Source organism: Streptomyces olivoverticillatus, from assembly GCF_014203555.1.
Lineage (GTDB): Bacteria > Actinomycetota > Actinomycetes > Streptomycetales > Streptomycetaceae > Streptomyces > Streptomyces olivoverticillatus.
In genome coordinates, this window is sequence record NZ_JACHJH010000010.1 from 1 (window position 1) to 23,840 (window position 23,840).

Sequence of the window (23,840 nt, forward strand, 5' to 3'; positions counted from 1 at the left end):
CCCACACGGTCCGTCCACGGCCGCAGCTCGCTCAGCTCCAGCCGCTCACCCGCAAACACCACCGCGCGCAGACCCAGCCTGTCAATCCGCGGATCACCCTCACCCGCCAGGACCGACAGCGAACGGAACGCCGACGGCGTCTGGCACAGCACCGTCGCCCCGGACTCCACCAGCACATCCAGGAACTCCTCCGGCGAACGCGTCACCCCCGCCGGAACCACCACAAGCCGCCCACCATGCAGCAGCGCACCCCACATCTCCCACACCGACACGTCGAACGCATAGGAGTGGAACAACGGCCACACATCCTGCTCGCCAAACCCATAACGCTCCTGAGCACTGGCAAACAACCGCAGCACATTCGAATGCGTCAGGCTCACACCCTTGGGCTTACCGGTCGAACCAGACGTGTAGATCACATAGATCAAGTTGTCCGGACCCGTCAGCGGAGCCGGATCGGTGCCGGGCCGGGCCGCAATCGCAGCAGCATCCCGCTCACCGTCAATGACGACGAGCTCACCGTCGAAGAACCCGCCCACACGACCCGCCAGCCCGGTCTGCGTCACCACGATCAGCGCATCCGCGTCACCGACGATGTGCCCCAGACGCTCATCAGGGTTCACCGGGTCCAACGGCAGGTAGGCAGCACCGGACTTCAACACACCCAGCAACGTCGGAATCAGATCAATGCCCCGCTCCAGCGAAACACCAACCAACACCTCCGGACCCGCGCCCAGCGCACGCAGATGGTGGGCGAGACGGTTGGCCCGCTCATTCACCTCCGCATACGTCAGCGCACCATCGCCACACGTCACCGCGACGCTCTCCGGCGTCCGAGCCGCCTGCGCCGCGAACACCTCATGCACACACTCGCCCACAGGGAACTCGACCGTGGCATTCCACTCACCCACCAGCCGATCGAGCTCCGCACTGGACAGCGACTCCACCGTGGACAGCCGTGCCTCGGGCGTGGCGGTGAGGCCGTCGAGCAGGCGGACGTACTGGTCCGCCATGCGCTCGATGGTCTCCCGGTCGAACAGCGAGGTGGCGAAGATCAGCCGGGCGTTGAGCGCGCCGTCCCGCACGTCCTCCACGTCGAGCGTCAGGTCCGACTTGACGATCCGCTCGCCCGTCATAGCCTCCACTTCAAGGCCCGGCAGCTCCAGGCCGGCGCCCTGTCGCTCGCGCATGATGAAGTCGGCCTGGTAGAGGGGGCTGCGGGAAAGGTCGCGCTCGGGCTGCAGCTCGTCCACCAAGCGGGCGAAGGGGACCGCTTGGTGCTCGTACGCGTCGAGGATCGTGCCGCGTCCCGAGGCGAGCAGCTCGCCGAACGAGGGGTCGCCGCTCCATGTGGCGCGGGCGACCAGCACGTTGATGCCGTATCCGATGAGCCGCTGGAGTTCGGGGCGGCTGCGCCCGGACACGGTCGTGCCCACGGGGATGTCCGTGGTCCCGGTGTACCGCGACAGCAGGACCTGGAAGGCCGTGAGGAGCACGACGAAGCGGGTGACTCCGCGCTCCGTGGCCAGTTCCCCGACACGTTCGGCCAGGTGGGCCGGGATGTCGAAGGCGACGCCCTCGCCGCTCGGGTCGCGCAGGGCGGGCCGCTGCCGGTCGGTCGGCAGTTCCAGGACCGGCAGGTCGGCCAGCTGCCGCCGCCAGTAGGCCAGCTGGCGATCGAGGGTCTCGCCGGTGAGCTCACGGCGCTGCCAGGCCGCGTAGTCCGCGTACTGGAGGGGAAGAGGATCCAGCGCGGGCTCGTGCCCCTGGGTGTACGAGGTGTACAGGCTGCCCAGCTCGTCCGCGAAGACGCCCATCGACCAGGCGTCGCAGGCGATGTGGTGGAACGTCACGACAAGCAGGTGATCGTCGGCGGCCAGCGCGAACAGCTTGGCCCGCACCGGCCATTCCCGGGTCAGGTCGACGGGGGTGGCCGCCTCGTCCTCGGCCAGCGCCCTCGCCCGGTCCTCCAGCTCGGCGGCCGGGGTTCCGGAGAGCTCGACCACCGGCAGCTCCAGCGGCCGCGGAGCGTCCACCACCTGCACGGGCTCGTCTCCCGACAGGACGTACCTGGTCCGCAGGACCTCGTGCCGCGCCACGACCTGGTTCCAGGCCGTGCGCAGCGCCTCGACGTCCAGAGGGCCCCGCAGGCGTGCCGCCAGTGGTACGAGGTATTCAGGGCTGTCGGGCGCCATCTGGTTGAGGAACCACATCTGCTGCTGCCCGAACGACAGCAGCAGCGGCTGGTCGCGGTCGACTCGCGTCACCAGCGAACGACGGCCTCCCCGCTGGCCGGACAACCGGCGCCGCAGCAGCTTCTCCCGCAGCTCGTCCTTGCCCTGCCCGCTGGACGGCATGTCACCGGTGCTCATGCTTCCTCTTCCCCTCAACAGCCTTGTTCAGCAATCAGTTCGTGGACGGGCGGACGTGGTGGTGGCGCGCGTCGCGACGCAATCGTTTGCGCCGCGACGCAATCGGGACGCACGCCGGGTAACGGAACGGTTCGTCAGCCGGCCGCGGCTTCGGCCATCCGCCGGCGGAGGCTCAGGGGGCGCATGTCCGTCCACACCTCGTCGATGTGGGCCAGGCATTCCTCCTTGGTGCCGCGGGTGCCCTCCGCCCGCCAGCCGTTCGGCATCTCGCGGTCCGCCCACCAGATCGAGTACTGCTCCTCGTCGTTGAGGACGACGAGGTAGATCTGCGCGTCGGTGTTCTGCTCGGACATGTCACTCCCGGATTGAAATGAGTGTTGATCGGCCACACTTGATCGGCCACACTGTGCGGCGCGCTGCTATAGGCCGTCTATATCGCTCGCCGAAAGGCTCCGGGCCGGGCGTGTAGAGGGAATATAGGTACGGCTGCCAGGCTGTTTGCGTGGGTACTTTCGGGCACCACCGCAAGCAGGTGCAGGCAGAGGAAAGAGGTCGGGCTTGATGCAGAACGGTCACGAGTGGAGGCCGCTGGAGATAGGCCCGGCGGACGTACGGGCGGAGGCCAGCGCCGAAGGGCTTTCCGGATACCTGAAGTCGTCGGTCGATCTCGGCGACCTATTGGTCAAGGAGAAGGCCCTGGTATTCCGGGGGTTCGGCGTCGAGGAGGATTCCCTCGGTCCGATCATCGACGAGTTGCTGCCCAATCGCGCGGCCTATGTGCACGGAAATTCTCCGCGCACAAAGGTGGGGCAGAACGTGTACACCTCCACGGAGTATCCGGCGGAGTTCGTCATTTCCATGCACAACGAGCTCTCCTACGCGCACCGGTGGCCGACCCGGCTGCTTTTCTTCTGTGCCGTGGCGCCTGCCACGGGCGGCGCCACACCGGTGGTCGACGGAGTGAAGTGGCTGGCCTCCCTCGACGACGAGGTGCGGGAGGCTTTTGCCGGCGGTGTTCGCTACACCCAGAACCTGCACGGCGGCCGAGGCCTGGGCAAGAGCTGGCAGCAGACCTTCGAGACCGAGGACCGCGAGGAAGTGGAGCGGTTCCTCACGGAGGCCGAGGCGAGCTGGGAATGGCTTCGGGGCGACGCCCTGCGGGTCACGCACGAGCGGCAGTCCACGCTGCGGCACCCGGTCACAGGTGTCGAGGTCTGGTTCAACCAGTCGGATCAGTGGCATCCCGCGACGCTGGGCGAGGACGCGGCCGCCCTGGCCAAGGTGCTTCCCGCCGACGAACTTCCCCAGACGGTCAGCTTCGCCGACGGCAGTCCGATTCCCCCGGAGTACGTCCTCCAGGTGCGTGATCGCGGCCTGGCCGCCGCCGTCGACGTCGACTGGCGCGCCGGTGACCTGATGCTGATCGACAACGTGCTCGTCGGCCACGGCCGGCAGGCGTTCACCGGCGAGCGCCGGGTGCTCGTCGCGATGTCCAGCTGACCATCCAACGGAATCCCGGCCAGGGTTCAGGCCCGGAAGGAGAGACGTCCATCGTGGAATCAGTATCGGAGACGCCCCGCCCCGAGACCCGAGGAGAGTTCGACCTGACCCTCTCCGACCGGGAGCACCACGAGTTCCGGCTGCTGGCGGAGGAGCTGGCCGCGAGCGCGCCGACCGTCATCGACGACCCCAAGTGGGTGGCGACGGCCCGCGAGCTCTCCGCCGGCCTGCCCCTGCGGATCCGGCAGACCGTGCACGCCTACCGCCATGACCCCGGGGAGAGCGGCACCCTCGTCCTGCGGAACCTGCCGGTGGACGAGAGCACCCTGCCGCCGACGCCCACGGTCCCGGAGTCGGTGGAGCGGGAGGCGACCGTTCCTGCGGCCATCGCCGCACTGATCACCTCGCAGATCGGGGAGATGGCGGCCTACCGGGACGAAAAGTCCGGCGCCCTGGTGCAGAACGTGGTGCCCGTCCCGGGCCGGGAGGGCTCGCAGAGCAACGCGGGCTCCACTCCGCTGGAACTGCATGTGGAGAACGCCTTCCACCCGCACCGGCCGGACTTCGTCGGGCTGCTCTGCCTGCGCAGCGACCACACCAATGCGGCGGGCACCCCCGTGTCCTCCATTCGGCACACGCTGCGGCGGCTGGCACCCGGCGTCAGGGACGTGCTGTTCCAGGAGCGCTTCACCACGACTCCGCCGCCGTCCTTCCACGCCGGCGACGCGGCCGCCGCGCACGCGGTACTCACCGGGGACGCCGACGATCCGAACGTCAAGGTGGACTTCCACGCGACGACGGCCGTCGACCCTGAAGCCGCGAGGGCGCTGGATCGGCTGCGGGAGGCCTTCATCGAGGCAGCGACGACGCTGGTGCTGCGCTCCGGCGAAATGGCGTTCGTCGACAACCGCATAGCGATCCACGGACGCACGGCATTCACCCCCCGCTATGACGGCCGCGATCGCTGGCTGCACCGGACGTTCGCGCTGCTGGACAACCGCCGCACCAGAGGAAGCAGGCCGGGGAACGGCAGCGTCCTCGCCTGACCGGGGATGGCCGAGGTCTCTCTCCCGCCCGGGGCTGCTGCACGAGAAGCAATGACATCGTGAACGGAACAACAACCGCATGAGATCTGCCTTCCGGGCGCGCCCGCACCGCGGTATCGCCTTTCTGGCCTTCGCCATGCTTGTCCTGACGGGACTCATGGCGTTCCCCGCTTCGGCACGGCCCGTCGGCCCTCGGGCCGTGCCGAACCCCCTGGAAGCCGGCCCGTACGAGGTGCGGTCCCAGACCTATGACCTGGGCGACACCGCTTTTCAGCCGGACGGATTCCCGGGCAAGGTCGAACTGCGGGGTGTGGTGCATGCGCCACGCAATGCGCGGGGGCAGAGGCTTCCGGCAGTGTTGTTCCTGCACGGCAGACACGAGGCGTGCGGCGCGGCCGACGGCGAGGCGACCTACGGCCAGTGGCCGTGCCGCAAGCCGTTCACGGCCATCCCCAGCTACCGGGGCTACGACTACGCGGGCAAGCTCCTTGCGAGCCACGGATACGTCGTGATCTCCATTTCCGCCGACGGCATCGGCGCCGCGGACCATGCGGACGCCACCTTCGGCCAGACGGCCCGCGGCCGGCTCATCCAGAAGCATCTGGACCTGTGGAAGCAGTGGACGAGCCATGGCGACGGCCCCTTCGGCACGGAATTCCAGGATGCGATCGATTTCCGGCGCATCGGCACGATGGGCCACTCCCGGGGCGGGGAGGGAATCGTCAGCCAGTTGAAGGTCAATGCCGCGGCCGGAAGCCCCTACGGGATACAGGCGGTCCTCGCGCTCGCCCCGACGGACTTCCTGCGCCAGGTCGTGACCGGGGTGCCGATGGGGGTCCTGCTCTCGATGTGCGACGCGGACCAGCCGGACCTTCAAGGCGTGCACTACTACGACGACGCAAGTTATGCCGAGCGTGGGGACCCGGCCCCCAAGTACCAGGTCGCCATAGCGGGAGCCAATCACTACTTCTACAACACCGCCTGGTCGCCCGACAGTGGCGAACCCGGCGCGATGGACGACTGGGACCGTGCCGTCAAGATGGGCGGCAAGGGCGGGGCGTGCGCTTCCGGCAGTGGGGAACGCCTCACGCAGAAGCAGCAACAAGCGGTGGCCGCCTCCTACATCACCAGCTTCTTCCGGCTGCAGCTGGGCGGTGAAAGCCAGTTCGCCGGGCTCTGGGAGGGACGTGATGCCCTCCCGTCCTCCGCCTCCTTCGCCAAGGTGTCCACGACTTTCCATGCGCCCGATCGGCCCGGAAAGCGGCTCGACATCAACAGGCTGAGGTCGGACGACGATCTGCGCCGGAATGCGGCCGGTGGCGGGGTCACACTCGAGGGTTTCAGCGATCCCGGTTTCTGCGGGGGCGAGTCGCACGCCAAGAGGTGTCTGGGCGGCGACTACACGAAGGAGCCGTACAGGCTGGAGCCGCACGGCTACATGCAGATCCTGGACACGGAACCCCCGGGCACCAACCTCTTGCAGCTGCGCTGGGACCGTCCGGGTGCATTCCTGCGCAACGAGCTGTCCGAGGGCTCGCGCGATGTCGCCCCCTACCGCAACCTGACCTTCAGGTCTGTGGTCGACTTCTCGGATCCCAGAAACGCCGACGCGACGCGCATTCCCCTGCGCGTGGTCCTTGCCGACTCCAAGGGACGACAGGCATCGGTCCGCACCACCGGCTACGGCCAGGACCCGACCGTTCCCGATCTGCTCACCACGGTCACCGACCCGAAGTCGCACAGCACGCTGCCAATACGGCGGTTGCTGCTGAGCCAGGTGCGCATCCCCGTGCAAGCCTTCCGGTCGATCGACCTCGGCGACATCCGGTCGGTGACCGTGGTGTGCGACGGAACGGAGCGGGGCGCCCTGGACATCACCGATCTGTCTTTCAGTGAATGACCCCGAGCCGCAGAAAGGCGGACACGTGACGAACAAGGAACTTGCTCTGACCAGCGGCCAGCTGGGTGTCTGGTTCGGACAGCAACTCGGAGTACCGAGCCAGTCATACAACGTCAGTCAGTACACCGAAATTCGCGGCTCGGTCGACGAGACGTTCTTTGTCGCTGCGGTTCGCCAAGTGGTCCGTGAGGCCGAAGCCCTGCGCGTCGCCTTCCACGAATCCACCGAAGGGCCCCGGCAGGTTGTTCTGCCGATGGAGGACTGGAAACCCCCACAGCTGGACTTCAGCCGAGAGGCGGATCCGGAGGGCGCGGCACTCGGCTGGATGCGGGCCGAATTGGACGCCCCCGTCGAGCTGATCGGCGGCGAACTGTTCACCATGGCCCTGCTCACACTGGCCGAGGACCGCCACTGGTTCTTCCAGCGCGCCCATCACGCGGTGGCCGACGGCTACAGCGGCGCCCTCCTGCTCCAGCGGGTGGCCGACGTCTACAGCTCGTTCGTCGCCCGGCAAGCCCGCTGGGACCGACAGTTCGGCAGCCTGGACGAGCTGCTGACCGATGAGGCCGACTACCGCGCTTCCTCGACATTCGCAGCGGACCGGGAGCACTGGCTCACCCGATCGTCGGGACGCGAAGCGCCGGTCACCCTGGTCGAGCGCACCCACCAGGCCTCACCCCATCCCCTGCGTTGCTCGGCTCACGTCCGGGCCGAGGTGCTCGACCGGATCCGTGCCTTCGCCCGTACCGAACGCACCAGCTGGACCACGGCCGTCACCGCCGCCATCGCGGCGTATTTGCACCGGCTCACCGGAGCACATGAGCTGACCCTCGGATTCCCGGTCACGGGGCGTTCCACGGCGGTGGAACGACAGACGCCGGGGATGCTCACCAACGTCCTGCCGCTCTACTTCAACGTGTCGGGCGATATGCCGGCGGGCGACCTGGTACGGCAGGCATCCGTGGAAATGCGTCAGGCTCTGCGCCACCAGCGCTACCGCAATGAGGATCTGCGACGGGACCTCGGCACCCACACCGAAGGCCCCGGTGGATTCGGGCCGCTCGTCAACATTCTGGCCTTCGACCAGGAACCGAATTTCGGCGGGCACGTCGGGGTGGTGCACTACCTCAACAACGGTCCGGTGGAAGACCTGCAGATCGTGGTGCAGCCGGACTCGGACGGCGGCGGGCTGCTCCTCACGTTCAACGGCAACCCCGCGAGTTACGAGGCGGAAGAACTCTCCGCGCACCTCACCCGTTTCCTGGGATTCCTCGACGGGTTCTCGCGCGACCGTGACCGGCACATCGAATCGGTCGAACTGCTCTCTGCCGAGGAACAGGAGCAGATCCTGGGGTCCTGGGCCGGGCAGCCGGTCGAAGAGCCGGCCGGGACGCTGCCGGAAATGTTTGCGGCTGTGGCGGCCCGTACTCCTCGGGCAATTGCGCTGGAAACCTGCGACGAGACGCTCACCTACCGGGAGCTGAATGCGCGGGCCAACCGGCTGGCACACCACCTCATCGCCCAGGGCATCGGCCCCGAGTCGGTCGTGGCCGTCTCACTCCCCCGGTCCGTGGAGATGGTCATCGCCGTCCTCGCCATCGTCAAGGCCGGCGGCGCATACCTGCCCGTCGACCCCGACTACCCCCGGGACCGCGTGCGCCACATGCTCGACGATGCCGCACCCAAGGTCGTGATCGACTCGGCGCTCATGGCGTCGGACACCTTGGCGATAGAGCTCGAGCGGTATCCCGATACCGATCCCGAACTGCGGGGACGGCTCCACCCGCAGCATCCGGCCTACCTCATCTACACCTCCGGCTCCACCGGACGCCCCAAGGCAGTGGCCGTCACCCACCAGGGTCTCCCCAGCCTCGCCGCCGACCACCTCGACCGTTACGCCGTCACGCCGGATTCCCGCATCCTCCAGTTCGCCTCGCTCAGCTTCGACGCGGCGGTCGTCGACCTGATCAACGCGCTGCTCGGCGGTGCGACCCTGGTCCTTCCGCCGCCGGGCCGCCTGGTGGGGCACGAGCTCGGGGAATTCCTCGGCAAGCAGAAGATCACCCACGCGATGATGCCGCCGGCCGTCCTCGGCACCCTGCCGGCCGGCGAGTATCCCTCGCTGCAGGTCCTCATCACCGGTGGGGACGTCCTTCCGCCGAGCCTGGCGGCACAGTGGGCGCCGGGCCTGCGCATGTTCAACGTCTACGGGCCGACCGAGTCGACGGTCGACGCGGTGGTCAGCGAGGTGACGCCGGACGGGACGGGGTCCGTGCCGATCGGGCGACCGATCCGGAACACCCAGGTCTATGTGCTGGACCAGGCCCTGCGCCCGGTGCCGCCCGGCGTCCCCGGCGAGCTCTGCCTGGCGGGTCCGGGCCTGGCGCGCGGCTACGTCAACCGTCCCGGCCTGACCGCCGAGCGCTTCGTGGCCAACCCGTTCGGTGCCCCGGGCGGCCGTATGTACCGGACCGGGGACATGGTCCGCTGGCGCACCGACGGCGTGCTGGAATTCCTCGGCCGGACGGACGACCAGATCAAACTCCGCGGCTTCCGAGTGGAGCTCGGCGAGGTCCAGACGGCTCTGGCAAATTGCCCGGGAGTGTCGCAGGCCGCGGTGATGCTGCGCGAGGACCGGCCCGGGGATCGACGCCTCGTCGGATACGTCGTGGCGGACGACAACGAAACGATGGACATCGGAAATCTGCACCGGCAATTGCCCGAGTACATGGTGCCTTCGGCGATCGTCACCCTCGAAGCCCTGCCGCTGACCCCGAACGGCAAGCTCGACCGCCGCGCACTTCCTGCACCCCAAGCCACAACGCAGGGGGGAACCGCACCTCGCACCGGGCACGAAGAAACCCTCGCCGCCCTCTACCGCGACGTCCTCGGGCTGCCCGCCGTAAGCATCGAGGACAACTTCTTCGAGCTCGGCGGTCACTCGCTCCTCGCGACCCGCCTCACCAGCCGAATCCGCACCACCCTCGGCATCGAACTCCCCCTGCGGACCATCTTCGAAGCACCCACCATCGCCCAACTCGCACAACACCTCGACACCGCCGACCACGCCCGCCCCGCCCTCACCACCCAGCCCCGCCCCAACCCCCTCCCCCTCTCCCACGCCCAGAACCGACTCTGGCTCCTCCATCAGGTCGAAGGGCCGAGTGCCACTTACAACCTCGCCCAGGCCATACGCCTGACCGGTCCGCTCGACACGGGCGCTCTGGAGGCTGCGCTCGGCGACGTCGTGGCCCGTCATGAGGCCCTGCGCACGGTCTACCGCACGGTGGCCGACGACCCGAGTCAGCTGATCCTGGACACCGACCAAGCGAAGCCGGTTCTGGAACGGGCGCAGGAAGGGCAGACGGTGGAATCCGTAGCCGCCCTGCCTTTCGACTTGGCGGTGGCCCCGCCGGTGCGGGCCGTGCTGTTTGCGATGGACACCGACGAGCACGTATTGCTCCTCGTCATCCACCACATAGCTGCCGACGGCTGGTCCCTGGAACCACTGGGACGAGACCTCTCATCGGCGTACACGGCACGGATTCACGGTGAAATGCCCAGCTGGGAGCCACTCCCGGTGCAGTACGCCGACTACACCCTCTGGCAACGGGACTTGCTGGACGGCGAGCGGGGTGAAGCGGTCGCACAGCTGGACTTCTGGCGCAGTGAACTGGCGGGGATTCCCGACGAGCTGGCATTGCCGACGGACCGGGTTCGGCCTGCGGTGACAAGTCACCGTGGTGCGCTGGCCCATTGGCAGCTGGAGCCCGAAGTGTCCGAGGCACTCGGAGCGCTCGCACGCGAGACCGGCGCCAGCCTCTTCATGGTCCTCCAAACCGCACTGGCAGCACTGCTCACGCGACTCGGCGCAGGAAACGACATCCCCATCGGCACACCCATAGCCGGACGAACCGACGCCGCACTCGACAACCTCATCGGCTTCTTCGTCAACACCCTCGTCCTGCGCACCGACACCACCGGAAACCCCACCTTCCGAGAACTCCTCACCCGCACCCGCGAAACAGACCTCCGCGCCTACGCACACCAAGACCTCCCCTTCGAACGCCTCGTCGAAGAACTCAACCCCACCCGCTCACTCGCCCGACACCCCCTCTTCCAAGTCATGCTCAACCTCCAGAGCGAGACTTCCCACCCCATCGAGCTTCCCGGAATCAGTGCGGAGATCGAGCCGATCAACGCCATTGCGGCGAAGTTCGACCTTTCCTTCACTGTGGTCGAGTCCGGACGTGAAGGGCTTCTCGGCGCGATCGAGTACGCGACCGACCTTTTCGACGCACCCACCGCACAGGCCCTGGGCGAACGCCTCGTACGCCTGCTGAAGCACGCGGCCACCGACCCGGACGCGCCCCTTTACACCCTCGAATTGCTCGCTCCCGAGGAACGTGAGCACATTCTGTGGGGCTGGGCCGGACAGTCGACCGAGACCCCGGCCGGGACACTGCCCGAACTGTTCGCGGCCGCGGCGGCTCGCCGGCCGGAGAACACGGCAGTGGTGTTCGGAGACGAGACCGTCTCCTATGAGGAGTTGAACGCGCGGGCCAACCGCCTCGCCCACTACCTCATCGCCCAGGGCATCCGCCCCGAATCGGTCGTGGCCGTCTCACTCCCGCGCTCCGTGGAGATGGTCATCGCCATCCTGGCCATCGTCAAAGCCGGCGGCGCATACCTGCCCATCGACCCCGACTACCCCCAAGACCGCGCGCACTACATGCTCCACGACTCCCACGCGGCCCTCACCATCGATATCAACACCTTCGACCTGGACCTCACGCAATACCCCGACCACAACCCCGACCTGCGGGACCGGCTGGCGCCGGACCACCCGGCCTATGTGATCTACACTTCCGGGTCCACCGGCCGGCCCAAGGGCGTGGCGGTGCCGCACCGCGGCATCGTCAATCGATTGGCCTGGATGCAGGGGCAGTACGGCCTCACGACCGAGGACCGGGTCCTCCAGAAGACACCGTTCACCTTCGACGTCTCGGTGTGGGAATTCTTCTGGCCGATTCTCCAGGGCGCCACTCTCGTGGTCGCACGTCCGGAAGGTCACAAGGACCCCGCCTACCTGGCTCGACTCATCCGCGAGGAGCGGGTGACCACCGCGCACTTCGTGCCCTCCATGCTCCAGGTCTTCCTGCGTGAGCCCGAGGTGACAGCCGGCCGCCACGCTTTGCAACGCGTCATCTGCAGTGGTGAGGCACTTCCCATCGAGGTCCAGAACGAGTTCCTGACCGTCCTCGACGGCGTCCAGCTGCACAACCTCTACGGCCCCACCGAGGCTTCCGTCGACGTCACATTCTGGGAATGCCTTCCGGAATCCGGCGCAACCTCCGTGCCGATCGGGCGGCCGATCTGGAACACCCAGGTCTACGTGCTGGACCAGGCCGTGTGCCCGGTGCCGCCCGGCATCCCCGGCGAGCTCTACCTGGCGGGCGTCGGCCTGGCACGCGGCTACGTCAACCGCCCCGGCCTGACCGCCGAGCGCTTCGTACCCAACCCGTTCGGCACCCCCGGCAGCCGAATGTACCGGACCGGCGACATGGTCCGCCGGCGCACCGACGGCGTACTGGAATTCCTCGGCCGAGCGGACGACCAAGTGAAACTCCGCGGCTTCCGTATCGAGCCCGGCGAAATCCAGGCTGTACTCGCCGCCTGCCCGGGCGTGGCCCAAGCCGCCGTCGTCGTACGCGAGGACCGGCCCGGAGATCAGCGTCTGATCGGCTATGTCGTTCCGGACCATGTCGACGCGGTCGACACCGGAAATCTGCGCCGTCAATTGCCCGAGTACATGGTGCCCTCGGCGATCGTCACCCTCGACGCACTGCCGCTGACCTCCAACGGCAAACTCGACCGCCGCGCACTCCCCGCACCCCAAGCCACGACGCAGGCAGGCACCGCACCCCGCACCGGGCACGAGGAAACCCTGGCCGCCCTCTACCGCGACATCCTCGGACTGCCCGCCGTGAACATCGAAGACAACTTCTTCGAACTCGGCGGACACTCGCTCCTCGCAACCCGCCTCACCAGCCGAATCCGCACTACCTTCGGCATCGAGCTCCCCTTGCGGACCATCTTCGAGGCACCCACCATCGCCCAACTCGCACAACACCTCGACACCGCCGACCACGCCCGCCCCGCCCTCACCACCCAGCCCCGCCCCAACCCGCTCCCCCTCTCCTACGCCCAGAACCGACTCTGGCTTCTGAACGAGATCGAGGGGCCGAACGCGGCCTACACCATTCCGGTCGCGATCAGGATCTCCGGTTCGGTCGACGTACCGGCGCTCCAGGGTGCGCTCGAGGATCTCGTCGCCCGTCATGAAAGTCTGCGCACGGTATTCGGTCGTGCCGACGACCAGCCGTTCCAGCTGGTTCGCGATCTCGACGACGCGCGTCCGGTGCTGGAATGCGTCGAGGCCACCGAGACCGGCCTGGACCTCCTGCTGACCGAGTACCGCAACCGGCCTTTCGATTTGACAGTTGATCTGCCGGTGCGAGCCGTGCTGTTCACGGTGGACGCGAACGAGCATGTACTGCTCCTCGTCATCCACCACATCGCCGCCGACGGCTGGTCCCTGGCACCACTGGGACGAGACCTCTCATCGGCGTACACGGCACGGATTCACGGTGAAATGCCCAGCTGGGAGCCACTCCCGGTGCAGTACGCCGACTACACCCTCTGGCAACGGGACCTATTGGAAGGCGAGCGGGCGGAGGCCGAGGCCCAGCTGGCCTTCTGGCGGGGCGAGCTGGCAGACCTGCCGGACGAATTGACGCTGCCCGTGGACCGTATGCGTTCAGCGGTGGCAAGTCATCGTGGTGCGCTGGCCCATTGGCAGCTGGAGCCCGAAGTGTCCGAGGCACTCGGAGCGCTCGCACGCGAGACCGGCGCCAGCCTCTTCATGGTCCTCCAAACCGCACTGGCAGCACTGCTCACGCGACTCGGCGCAGGAAACGACATCCCCATCGGCACACCCATAGCCGGACGAACCGACGCCGCACTCGACAACCTCATCGGCTTCTTCGTCAACACCCTCGTCCTGCGCACCGACACCACCGGAAACCCCACCTTCCGAGAACTCCTCACCCGCACCCGAGAAACAGACCTCCGCGCCTACGCACACCAAGACCTCCCCTTCGAACGCCTCGTCGAAGAACTCAACCCCACCCGCTCACTCGCCCGACACCCCCTCTTCCAAGTCATGCTCAACCTCCAGAACAATGCCGAGGCGACTCTGGACCTGCCCGGGGCGGACGTGACGACGCTGCCGCTCACCGGCGGAGCGGCGAAATTCGACCTTTCCTTCACCGTCGTCGAATCCGGGCGACAGGGCCTGCTCGGCACCATCGAGTACGCGACCGACCTTTTCGACGCACCCACCGCACAGGCCCTGGGCGAACGCCTCGTACGCCTGCTGAAGCACGCGGCTGCCGCCCCCGACACGGCCATCGACGCCATCGAACTGCTCGCTTCGGAGGAACGGAGCCGCATTCTCGACGCATGGAGCGGTCCGGTCGGTGAAACGCCGGAGGGTACGCTGCCCGACCTCGTCGAGGCCGCGGTGGCTCGTACCCCTCAGGCGGTCGCGCTGGAAATCGGCGATGTGGCGCTCACTTACCAGGAGTTGAACGCGCGGGCCAACCGCCTCGCCCACCACCTCATCGCCCAGGGCATCCGCCCCGAATCGGTCGTGGCCGTCTCACTCCCCCGGTCCGCCGAAATGGTCATCGCCATCCTGGCCATCCTCAAAGCCGGCGGCGCATACCTCCCCATCGACCCCGACTACCCCCAAGACCGTGTGCACTACATGCTCCACGACTCCCACGCGGTCCTCACACTGGACACCGACACCCTCGACCTGGACCTCACGCACTACCCCGATCACAACCCCGATCGGACCGGCCTGCTGACGCCGGACCACCTCGCGTACGTGATCTACACCTCCGGGTCCACCGGCCGGCCCAAGGGCGTGGCGATCCGGCATCGTGGGGTCGTCAGCTATCTCGCCTACCTGCACGGCCTGACCGGGCTCGGGGCGGACGACCGTGTGCTGAACCTGGCCTCGCTCTCCTTCGACCCCTCCGTCCGCGACATCTTCGGCACGCTCACGGCAGGCGCCCGGCTCGTCCTCGTCCCGCCGCAGGCCGCAAAGGATCCGTACGCCCTGCTGACGGCGCTGGCCCGGTACCGGGTGACCGTGCTGTTGTCCCTGGTCCCCACCATGCTCAGCGCGCTGGCCGACGCGGCCGAGGACAGGACCGCCGTGCCGCTGGAGACCCTGCGGCTCGGCCTCGTCAGCGGTGAGGCGCTGACCGGTGCGCACATCTCCCGGGCTGCGTTGGTCGGGGCGGACTGGCAGCTGGTCAACATGTACGGACCCACCGAGTCCACCATGACCGCGACCTACCAGCCCGTCGACCTCGGGACGGCCCGGAATGCCCGGGTGCCCATCGGACGGCCGATCGTGAACGCCCGCTGCTACGTGCTCGACGCCGGGCTGAGGCCCGTGCCGCCGGGCGTGCCGGGTGAACTCCACCTGGCCGGCGAGGACCTCGCGCGCGGCTACGCCAACCGGCCCGGACTGACGGCGGATCACTTCGTCCCCGACCCGTTCGGTGCGCCGGGCGGCCGTATGTACCGGACGGGCGACGTGGTGCGCTGGCGCCGCGACGGAGTGCTGGAGTTCATCGGACGCGCGGACGACCAGGTGAAGATCCGTGGCATCCGCGTGGAACTCGGTGAGATCCAGGCCGTGTTGGCGAGCTGTCCGGGAGTGTCCCAGGCCGCGGTGGTCCTGCGCGAGGACCGGCCCGGGGACCGCCGGCTGGTCGGCTACGTGGTGCCGGACGGCAACGAGCCGGTCGACACCGGCAGGCTCCGCCGCGAACTGCCGCCGCACATGGTGCCGTCGCCGATCCTCACGCTGGACGCGCTGCCGCTGTCCCCCAACGGCAAGCTGGACCGCCGCGCACTGCCCGCCCCCGCGCTCGTCGCCGGTACGGGACGCGAACCGGCCACCGAGCGCGAAGCGGCCCTGTGCGGCATCTTCGCCGAGGTGCTCGGTCTGTCCGAGGTCGGCGTGGACGACGGCTTCTTCGACCTGGGCGGCCACTCCCTCCTCGCCACTCGCCTGGTGAACCGGGTGCACGGCGCGCTGGGCGTGGAGCTCCCGATCCGTGCAGTGTTCGAGGCGCCGACCGTGGCCGGGCTGGCCGAGTGGATCGACAGCGAGGGTGCTCGGAGCAACGCGCTGAACGTGCTGCTCCCCATCCGTACCTCCGGCAGCGCCACCCCGCTGTTCTGTGTGCACCCCGTGGGCGGCCTCGGCTGGTGCTACGCGCGGTTCGTCCCGTACCTGGGGGCCGACCAGCCCGTCTACGCGCTCCAGGCCCGTGGCATCACCGAGCCCGACGCGCTGCCGAAGAACATCGAGCAGCTGGTCGACGACTACATCGAGCAGCTGCGCGAGGTCCAGGCGTCCGGTCCGTATCAGTTGCTGGGCTGGTCGTTCGGCGGCAACGTCGCGCACGCGATGGCCGTGCGGCTGCAAGCGCTCGGGGAGCAGGTCTCGTTGCTGGCCATGCTCGACTCCTGCCCGAGCGACCTGCTGGAGCGGCTCGATCCGGATGCCGAGCGGGACCGGATGAACGCGCTGATGGCCGAGTTCGGCGGCGGGGTCGAGTCCATGGAACAGAGGCTGGCCGAGGACTCGGAGCTGGCGGGGGTGATGCGGCGGGAGCTGAGCGTCCTCCAGGGGCTGACCGACGCCGAGATCGAGGCAATGCGGGACTCTTCCGTCAACAGCAGCCTGATCCTGCGGGAGTACCGCACCCAGCGGTTCGACGGCGACCTCCTGTACTTCACCGCGCTGCTGGAGCGCCCCGAAGGCTCCCCCGACTCCAGGGCCTGGGAGCCGTACGTCACCGGCTCGATCGAGGACCATCCCGTCGAGGCCAGCCACGCGGGAATGATGGACCTTGCTCCGGTCGCCGAGGTCGCCCGCGTGGTCGCCGAGGTGCTCCGCCGCTCGGACAGGAGCGGCACGTGAGCGGGGGCAGCACGAATCTGGTCGGCACAGGCACACCGGCCCCGGAAGTGCGCCCGTTGCGCAAGAACCGCGAATTCCGGCTGCTGTGGACGGGCGTCGGCATCTCGCTGCTCGGGTCCCGGGCCGGCGCGGTCGGCTACGGGCTGCTCCTGCTCCGGCAGACCGGGTCGGCCGCCCAGGCCGGCCTGGTGGCCTCGGCGGCGCTCCTGCCCAGTCTGCTCGTCCAGCTGCCGGCGGGTGTGCTGGTCGACCGCTGGGACCGTCGCACGCTGATGATCGGCTGTGACGTCGGGCGCGTCCTCGCGCTCGTCAGCGTCCTGGTGGCGGTGGCCACCGGCCACATCTGGCCGGCCCATCTGGCGGCGGTGGCCTTCGCCGAGGGCAGTCTGGCCCTGGTCCACCAGCTCGCGGAGCGGGGTGCCGTCCGCAACGTGGTCGCCGCCGAGCACCTCGGGGCCGCCTTCGCCCAGAACGAGGCGCGCGGGCGGGCCGCCGGGCTGCTCGGCGGGCCGCTCGGGACCGTCCTGTTCACGGTGGACCGGTGGTGGCCCTTCCTGTTCGCGGCCCTCAGCTACGTGCTGTCGCTGGCCGCTCTGCTGGCCATCAGGACGGACTTCCAGGAGCGGCGCGGCGCCGCGGAGGCCCGCACGATCAGGACGGAGCTGGCGCAGGGCGTCGAATGGCTGTGGCGGCAGCGCTTCCTGCGGATCGCGCTGGCCACCGTGGCCGGCTCCAACGTCCTGTTCCAGGTCCTCATCCTGACCGTCCCCTTCATCCTGCTGGAGGAGCACGGGCGCTCGCCGGGGACGGTGGGTGTGGTGCTGGCCGTCAGCGGGGTCGGGGGCATGCTCGGGGCGCTCAGCGCCCGCTGGTGGATGCCGAAGCTGAGTCTGCGGGCCGTCCTGATCGGCAGCACCGCGCTGTGGACGGCCCTGATGCCGTGCATGGCGTTCGCGCACGACCCGCTCGCGCTGGGCGCGCTCTTCGCGGTGATGAACTACGTCGGCGGAGTGCTCAACGTGCTGGCCGCCGTCTACCAGATCCGCATCACGCCCGACGCCCTGCAGGGCCGGGCAGGAGCCACCGCCGGCCTGCTGGTCAGCGGCGCGAGCGCCCTGGGTGCGCTGCTGGGCGGCTTCCTCCTGGACGCCTGGGGCTCCCAGCGGGTCTCGCTCGCGGTGGGCCTGGCGATGGCGGCCATCACCGCGGCGGCAGCGGCCGCACCGAGCGTACGGAGCGCTACCTACGGCGCCGCGACGGACTGAGACCCGCCCCGTACACCGGGGCTTCGGGCGGGCTGCGCACTCCACGGATTGCACGGCGTATCCTCGGAATTGTCTGGATGCGCGACCCGCGTCCTGGCGGGTGCGCGTAGATCCTCTGGACCCGCTGGACCCGCACAAGAATTGGATTGGGTCGACATCATGACTCGCGCAGACACAAGGATGTGGGCGCGTAGGCGCCCTGTGACCACCTTGCTGGTGGCTGCCGGTACTGCTGCTGCGATGTCCGCCCTGGGCGGATGGTGCGGTGGCGGAGACGGTGATCACGCCGACGGGCATGCGTATGCAAAGGCTCCTGCCGCCGTCGCGATGGCGCCCGCGGCGCCTAACGTGTCAGCGGCTGCCAATCACGTGACGATCGCCGGCTTCGCGTTCGCGCCGTCGACACTGACCATCAGCCGTGGCACGACAGTGACCTGGACCAACGACGACTCGGCTCCGCACACGGTGACCAGCAGCGCCTCCGGCCCGCTGCACTCGTCGACGCTCCACCGTGGCGACACCTACAGCTACACGTTCAACTCCACTGGGACGTTCGGCTACTACTGCATGATCCACCCGGACATGCACGGCACAGTCGTAGTGAAGTGAGGTCAGGGACGAGCAGCCACCAGAAGGTCGACCACATAGACCTCTTCCACCGCCTCGTCAGGGAAAGCATCACGCAGCCGCCGACGTTCATCGGCTAGAAAGGCCCGCACGTGGGCCGCGTCGTGGACGAGGAACGCCGAGCGGCTGGTGATGTTGGCGAGGTGTGTGTCGAGGGAGACCACACGGCTCCAACGCATCTGACGGCGCATGACCCGCAGTCCTGTCAGGCCCGCCAGTCGTACGGCCTCGCTGTCGTTGGGGCGGACCGCAGGGGCCGGCTTCACTCCGCAGTGGTCCGCGATGCGCTCGTGCTGCGCATGGATCCACGGCACGTCGAAGGCAGTGGTGTTCCACCAGATCGCCAGCGCGCCGCCGGGACGGAGGACGCGCAGCGCCTCCGGGACGGAGCGGTCGGTGTCGGTCCACCGCCAGGACTGCGCGTAGGTGACGAAGTCGTGGGAGCCATCGGCGAGTGGGAGGGCGTTGCCGTCGCCTCGCACGATCGGCAGATCCGGGAGTGCCTCGTGGAATTCGGCGGCCATGGCCTCACCAGGCTCGACGGCCATCACATCGGCGCCGCGCTCACTCAGGAGCGCAGTGGCGATTCCGGCGCCCGCGCCGACGTCGGCGACGCGGGCACCGGCCAGGGGACGGCCCGTGAACTCCTCGATGCAGTCGAAGAGGTCGGGGGGACAGGAAGGCCGACTTGCCGCGTACTGGGCGGCGGCCGCATCGAACGACTGGGCGCGCGGACGGGAGGACATCTCTTCAGGCTCCCCCGCCTCGGGCCAAAGGCAGCCCGCACTGCAGGTTCCACCGTCTGGAGCGCCCACTGAGCTTGGTCAGTGACAGCGGCTGTACGTCGAGCCGCCAGAAGGCGGTCACCGGCAGGTCGAGCGCGTGCACAACCGCCGCCCGGATCACAGCGGGTTCCGCTACGGCGAGTACGTGGCCCGCGTCGGCGCCTTGGGCTTCGAGCCAGGTGCCGATGCGGTCGATCAGGGCTGCCACGGATTCGCCACCGTGAGGGGCAGCGGTGCAGTCCGAAAGCCAGGTGGCGACGGCCTCGGGGGCCGTTGCGGTCACCTCGTCCAGGGTCAGGCCCTGCCATGCCCCGACGTCCAGGTCGTGCAGCTCGGACGCCGGGCGGGCGTCCAGGCCGAGTGCGGCAGCCGTTTCGCGACTGCGTGCCGTCGGTGCGCACAGGTGCCGGTCGGCTCGGGGCAGCGAGTGCGCGGCGGCGCGTGCCTGTCGCAGTCCGGCCGGGTCGAGGGACGCGCCGTCGTCGAACCGGTGCTCTCGTGCGGCCTGGTTCATCGCCGGTGACACGAGCATCACGCGCACGGTCATGCCGATTCCTCCCCGTTGTTCCGTCAGGCGTTGGATTTAAGTCGGATTCAAGCAGACCGTGCTGCTCATCAGGGGCGTGCGCGGGCATGACGTACGCCGTAGTCAGACCGGCCAGTACGCGGTACGGTCACGTGGACATTGACGACGGGGGACGGAAGCCGGTGGAAATCCGGCACGGTCGCGCCACTGTGTAACCGGCTGTCGTCGCGCGAACGCGCGGTGAGGTCAGGGGAGTCAGACCCGCTCTTCGTCGTCCAGGACCCGAGTAATGGGACGCGATTTTCCCCAGGAGGTTTCGCCATGGCGCAGTCCGCTGCCCCCGCATCCATCTCTTCCGCCGCACCGGCGGTCGCCCCGATATCGCTGAAGGCGATCGCCCCGTGGGCGGTCTTCTTCGGCATCCTTATGCTGATCCTGCTCTATTTCGTCGGCGCCGAGCAGGGCGCCACCTCGCTGCTGTCCGGTGAGAACGTGCACGAGTGGGTGCACGACGGTCGCCACCTGCTCGGCTTCCCCTGCCACTGACACCCGCAGGGGGTACACCCGATGAATCCCGTTTCCGTACGGGCGTTGCTCGTGCGCGGCATGCTCGCCGGGCTCGGTGCCGGAATCCTCGCGCTGGTCGTGGCGTATCTGCTGGGCGAGCCCCATGTGGACGCGGCCATCGCCTTCGAGGAGACCCACAGCCACGACCACGGCCCGGAAGTGGTCAGCCGCACCCTGCAGTCGACCGCCGGCCTCGCCACCGGCGTTCTCGTCTACGGGGTGGCGCTGGGCGGCATCGCGGCCCTGGCGTTCTGCGTGGCGCTGGGCCGCATCGGCCGGTTCGGTGCACGGGCCACGGCGGCTCTGGTGTCCGCGGGCGCCCTGGTGTCCGTCTATATGGTGCCGTTCCTGAAGTACCCCGCCAACCCGCCGTCGGTCGGTGAGCCGGACACCATCGGCAAGCGGACCACGCTCTACTTCCTGATGATCGCGCTCAGCGTGCTGCTGAGCGTCGCCGCGGTCGTCCTCGGCAGGAGACTGGCTCCGCGCCTGGGCAACTGGTACGCCGCGGTGGCGGCTTCGGCCGCCTTCGTCGTCGCGGTGGGCCTGGCGTATGCGTTCCTGCCCGCGATCAACGAGGTGCCGCCGGACTTCCCGGCCGTCGTGCTGTGGCGCTTCCGCCTCGCGGCCCTGGCCGTCCAGTGCACCCTTTGGGCCGGCTTCGGCCTGCTCTTCGGGTATCTGGCCGAGCGGCTTCTGCTGCCTCGGGCTGCTTCGGAACGGCAGACCGAGGCAGTGGCGCGAACGGCGGCCGCGAGCTGATCCGGCACCCGTCCCATGGGCCCGTCGTGCGTCATGCAGAGGCGACGGGCCCATAGGCGTCGGATCAGGACTTGGGCGGTGCGGGGTGGGCGGCGTCGACTGCCGGGCGCAGGGCCTTGGCGAGGGTTGCACCGTCTCCGGTGGCGAAGAAGTGCATGTAGAACAGCCGGGGCTGCTCGTTCAGCGTGTGGTGGTGCAGTTCGACGATGTCGATGCCGCCCTTGCGCAGGGCCTGGATGACGTGCTGGATCTCGTCGGCCGTCATGGCGAAGTCGCCGTTGATGGCAGCCTTTTTGTCGCCCATGGGCTGGAAGTTGACGCCGGTGGTGACGCCCAGCCCGGGCGCGAGGATGTGGGTACCGTCCGTGACGGAGTCCTTGCGGGACATCGTGAACTTGTAAATGCCGCCGTCCGCCGTGCCCTTGCGGCCGAGCGCGGAGTCGATGGCGGCGGTGTCCAGGTCGATGGGCGGCTGGCTGGACGGCGGCGGTGAGGCAGGCGGCAGGGCAGTGGTCGCGAGGGCCGTGTTCAGCTTGCCTGCGAGATCTGCCGGGTCGCCCATGGCATGGATGTGGGTCCACCAGACGGCCGGGGACTGCTCCAGCAGGTGCTTGTGAACGGCGGTCTGCTCAATGCCTGCTTTCTGCAGGGCGTCGGTGATCTTGGGGAGCTCGTCCTCCGTCACCACCAGGTCGCCCATGAGCAGAGTGCCGTCGTGGTACTTGGCGAAGGCCGCATAGCCCCCGAGCGCCAGGCCGGGCTTGATGTCGACGCCGTGACTGTTGACGTTCAGATCCTTACGCGGCAGGGGCACCCGGTAGACGGTCTTGTCCATCAGAGTCCCGCTGCGGTCCAGCGCGTCGGCCACCGGCTTCCAGTCCTTCTCGCTGGTGGTCTCCGGAGCACTGCCACCACCGCCACCGCCACTGGACTGCGTGCTGCTCGGCTGCGCGTCCACAGCGGCAGGCTCCTTGCCCTCGGCGCTGCACCCGGCCAGCGTGAGCGCGGAAAGCGCGGTGAAAACAGCCACTGCGAGCCTGGCAGGGGGCATGGCGAGACTCCTCCTCGGGGGCGGACTCGGGGGCGGACACCCACGTGCCCCTCCACGTAACCGTGCCCACAGAACGAGGTCCACCGGAGGCGGCCCATTCGGGCGCAAGGGGCTCTGCGTGCCCCTGTGCGCAGGCCGCTACCGCCGTCGGGACTGGGTCTCCCGGTAGAGGTAGCCGGCCTGGAACCTGCTCGTCGCTCCCAGGATCGTCATCACCTCGGCCACGTGCCGCTGACAGGTGCGTTGCGAGATGCCGAGCCGCTTGGCGATCGACCGGTCGTCGAGCCCGGCGGCGAGCAGGGACATGATGGTGGCCCGGACTCCGTCGATCGTGTCCTTCGCGGCGTCGTCCGGTGCGGGTCTGGAGAAGGGTTCCGCGGCCAGCCAGGTGCGTTCGAAGACCTGCGTCATGAAGTTGAGTACGTGGCGGTCCCCGACGATCAACGCGGCGCTGCTGTTGTCCTGGACTTCGAGCAGCCCGCAGCTGTCGTCGAAGATGATCATCCGAGTGAGCTCGCCCGGGACGATACGAACCTGTGCGCCCTGCGCCGTTAATCGCTCGGCATATGCGGCAGTCGGCCGGCTGTAGCGCGCCGAGTGCTGATAGAGCATGCGCAGCGACACCCCGCGCCGTATCAGCGACTCATCGCGGCCCACGGCCTCGGCGAGGGATTCCTCGGGTCGGCCGCCCCCCGGCTGGGCGGTCAGCACCTGGGTGGTCGCTCTGCCTGCCAGCTGGCCGATGACTTCGAGCACCGTCGTCAGATCGGTCACCAGCTCAATCGAACGTGAACCGCGGCCGGTCGTCGCACGGTTCACGAACCAGTCGGACAGCTCCTTGAACCCGGCACGCAACTCGTCGACCGCCACTCGCTGTTCGTGCGCCTGCTGCTCCAGCGGCGCCAGCACCCTTGCCGCCGCCCGCTCCGGATCGACACAGGTCAGGGCAGTCCCGCAGTTGACGCACGGCTGGAGCAGCTGCAGCGCGACCAGTTCCCTGACGGCGGACTTGACCCGCTCCGGCGCGATGCCGAGTTCGACGTGAACGTGGTTCGGGTCGATCTCCACCTGGGCAGAGGCGTGCACGTAGAGAAGAAGTGCATCCTCACTGGCGATCATGTGCGGCATCCGGAGAATCCAACTGGTCGTCGAGTTCAAGGCGGTGAGTTCAAGGAGGTTGAACGAGCAGGTATTTCGCCTGGATCAATTGAGCAGGGGGTTGTCGCATATCCGACAGTCGGGGATACGACACTACCAGGCGAGGGTTATCCCGAGCTAGCCTCGCACGTGGCAGTGTGCGGCGCAGCTGTCGATGCCTGCGACAAGCCCTGCCCGGTGCGGAACGCGTCCACGACCGGAATGCCGGC

14 protein-coding genes are annotated in these 23,840 nt (G+C 68.6%); 8 read left to right on the plus strand and 6 right to left on the minus strand.

The genetic code is table 11. The features are described 5' to 3' along the window. Positions 1-2,372: condensation domain-containing protein (locus FHS39_RS24345; protein ID WP_184351653.1), on the minus strand; the 2,372-nt coding region annotated here is incomplete at its 3' end. 134 nt (positions 2,373-2,506) lie between these two features. After that, entirely contained in the window at positions 2,507-2,725 is a 219-nt protein-coding gene (locus tag FHS39_RS24350) for an MbtH family protein (RefSeq protein ID WP_045934445.1), read from the minus strand. Between the two features lie 208 nt (positions 2,726-2,933). Here FHS39_RS24350 and FHS39_RS24355 point away from each other — a divergent pair, with 208 nt between their 5' ends. The 6 genes from FHS39_RS24355 (at position 2,934) to FHS39_RS24380 (ending at position 18,764) form a co-directional block, all read left to right on the plus strand. Continuing rightward, complete coding sequence (locus FHS39_RS24355; protein WP_045934444.1) at positions 2,934-3,872, plus strand: TauD/TfdA family dioxygenase; 939 nt, start codon at positions 2,934-2,936, stop codon at positions 3,870-3,872. A gap of 53 nt (positions 3,873-3,925) precedes the next feature. After that, positions 3,926-4,918 carry a TauD/TfdA family dioxygenase gene (locus FHS39_RS24360; protein WP_343069723.1) on the plus strand — a complete coding sequence of 331 codons (993 nt, stop codon included), beginning with the start codon at positions 3,926-3,928 and terminating at the stop codon, positions 4,916-4,918. Between the two features lie 232 nt (positions 4,919-5,150). Further along, on the plus strand, positions 5,151-6,818 hold the full coding sequence (locus tag FHS39_RS24365; protein ID WP_184351654.1) for a poly(ethylene terephthalate) hydrolase family protein: 1,668 nt from the start codon (positions 5,151-5,153) through the stop codon (positions 6,816-6,818). 25 nt (positions 6,819-6,843) lie between these two features. Continuing rightward, complete coding sequence (locus FHS39_RS24370) at positions 6,844-16,890, plus strand: amino acid adenylation domain-containing protein (protein ID WP_184351655.1); 10,047 nt, start codon at positions 6,844-6,846, stop codon at positions 16,888-16,890. Further along, positions 16,887-18,155, plus strand: coding sequence for an MFS transporter (locus FHS39_RS24375; RefSeq protein ID WP_343069724.1), 1,269 nt, complete (start codon positions 16,887-16,889; stop codon positions 18,153-18,155). Before FHS39_RS24370 ends, FHS39_RS24375 begins: the two co-directional genes overlap by 4 nt. 201 nt (positions 18,156-18,356) lie before the next feature. After that, a complete protein-coding gene (locus FHS39_RS24380; protein ID WP_343069725.1) occupies positions 18,357-18,764 on the plus strand; it encodes a cupredoxin domain-containing protein in 408 nt (135 codons plus the stop codon). A 2-nt stretch (positions 18,765-18,766) separates the two neighbouring features. On the opposite strand, the gene FHS39_RS24385 is transcribed toward FHS39_RS24380, so the two are convergent. Beyond that, positions 18,767-19,528 carry a class I SAM-dependent methyltransferase gene (locus tag FHS39_RS24385; protein WP_184351656.1) on the minus strand — a complete coding sequence of 254 codons (762 nt, stop codon included), beginning with the start codon at positions 19,526-19,528 and terminating at the stop codon, positions 18,767-18,769. Positions 19,529-19,532: 4 nt separating this feature from the next. Next, positions 19,533-20,114, minus strand: a complete 582-nt coding sequence (locus FHS39_RS24390) for a histidine phosphatase family protein (protein WP_184351657.1) — start codon at positions 20,112-20,114, stop codon at positions 19,533-19,535. Positions 20,115-20,414: 300 nt separating this feature from the next. On the opposite strand from FHS39_RS24390, the gene FHS39_RS24395 reads away from it, so the two are divergent. Both FHS39_RS24395 and FHS39_RS24400 read left to right on the plus strand, forming a co-directional pair. Next, entirely contained in the window at positions 20,415-20,639 is a 225-nt protein-coding gene (locus tag FHS39_RS24395; RefSeq protein WP_045933402.1) for a CbtB domain-containing protein, read from the plus strand. Positions 20,640-20,660: 21 nt separating this feature from the next. Then, on the plus strand, positions 20,661-21,422 hold the full coding sequence (locus tag FHS39_RS24400; protein ID WP_184351658.1) for a CbtA family protein: 762 nt from the start codon (positions 20,661-20,663) through the stop codon (positions 21,420-21,422). A gap of 64 nt (positions 21,423-21,486) precedes the next feature. On the opposite strand, the gene FHS39_RS24405 is transcribed toward FHS39_RS24400, so the two are convergent. Both FHS39_RS24405 and FHS39_RS24410 read right to left on the minus strand, forming a co-directional pair. Continuing rightward, positions 21,487-22,473 (minus strand): DUF1259 domain-containing protein, encoded by a 987-nt coding sequence (locus tag FHS39_RS24405; RefSeq protein ID WP_184351659.1) that lies wholly within the window; start codon positions 22,471-22,473, stop codon positions 21,487-21,489. Positions 22,474-22,611: 138 nt separating this feature from the next. Then, the gene (locus FHS39_RS24410) at positions 22,612-23,592 is read right to left on the minus strand and encodes a helix-turn-helix transcriptional regulator (RefSeq protein WP_184351660.1); all 981 of its coding nucleotides are present in this window, start codon (positions 23,590-23,592) and stop codon (positions 22,612-22,614) included. Positions 23,593-23,840 lie beyond the last annotated feature (248 nt).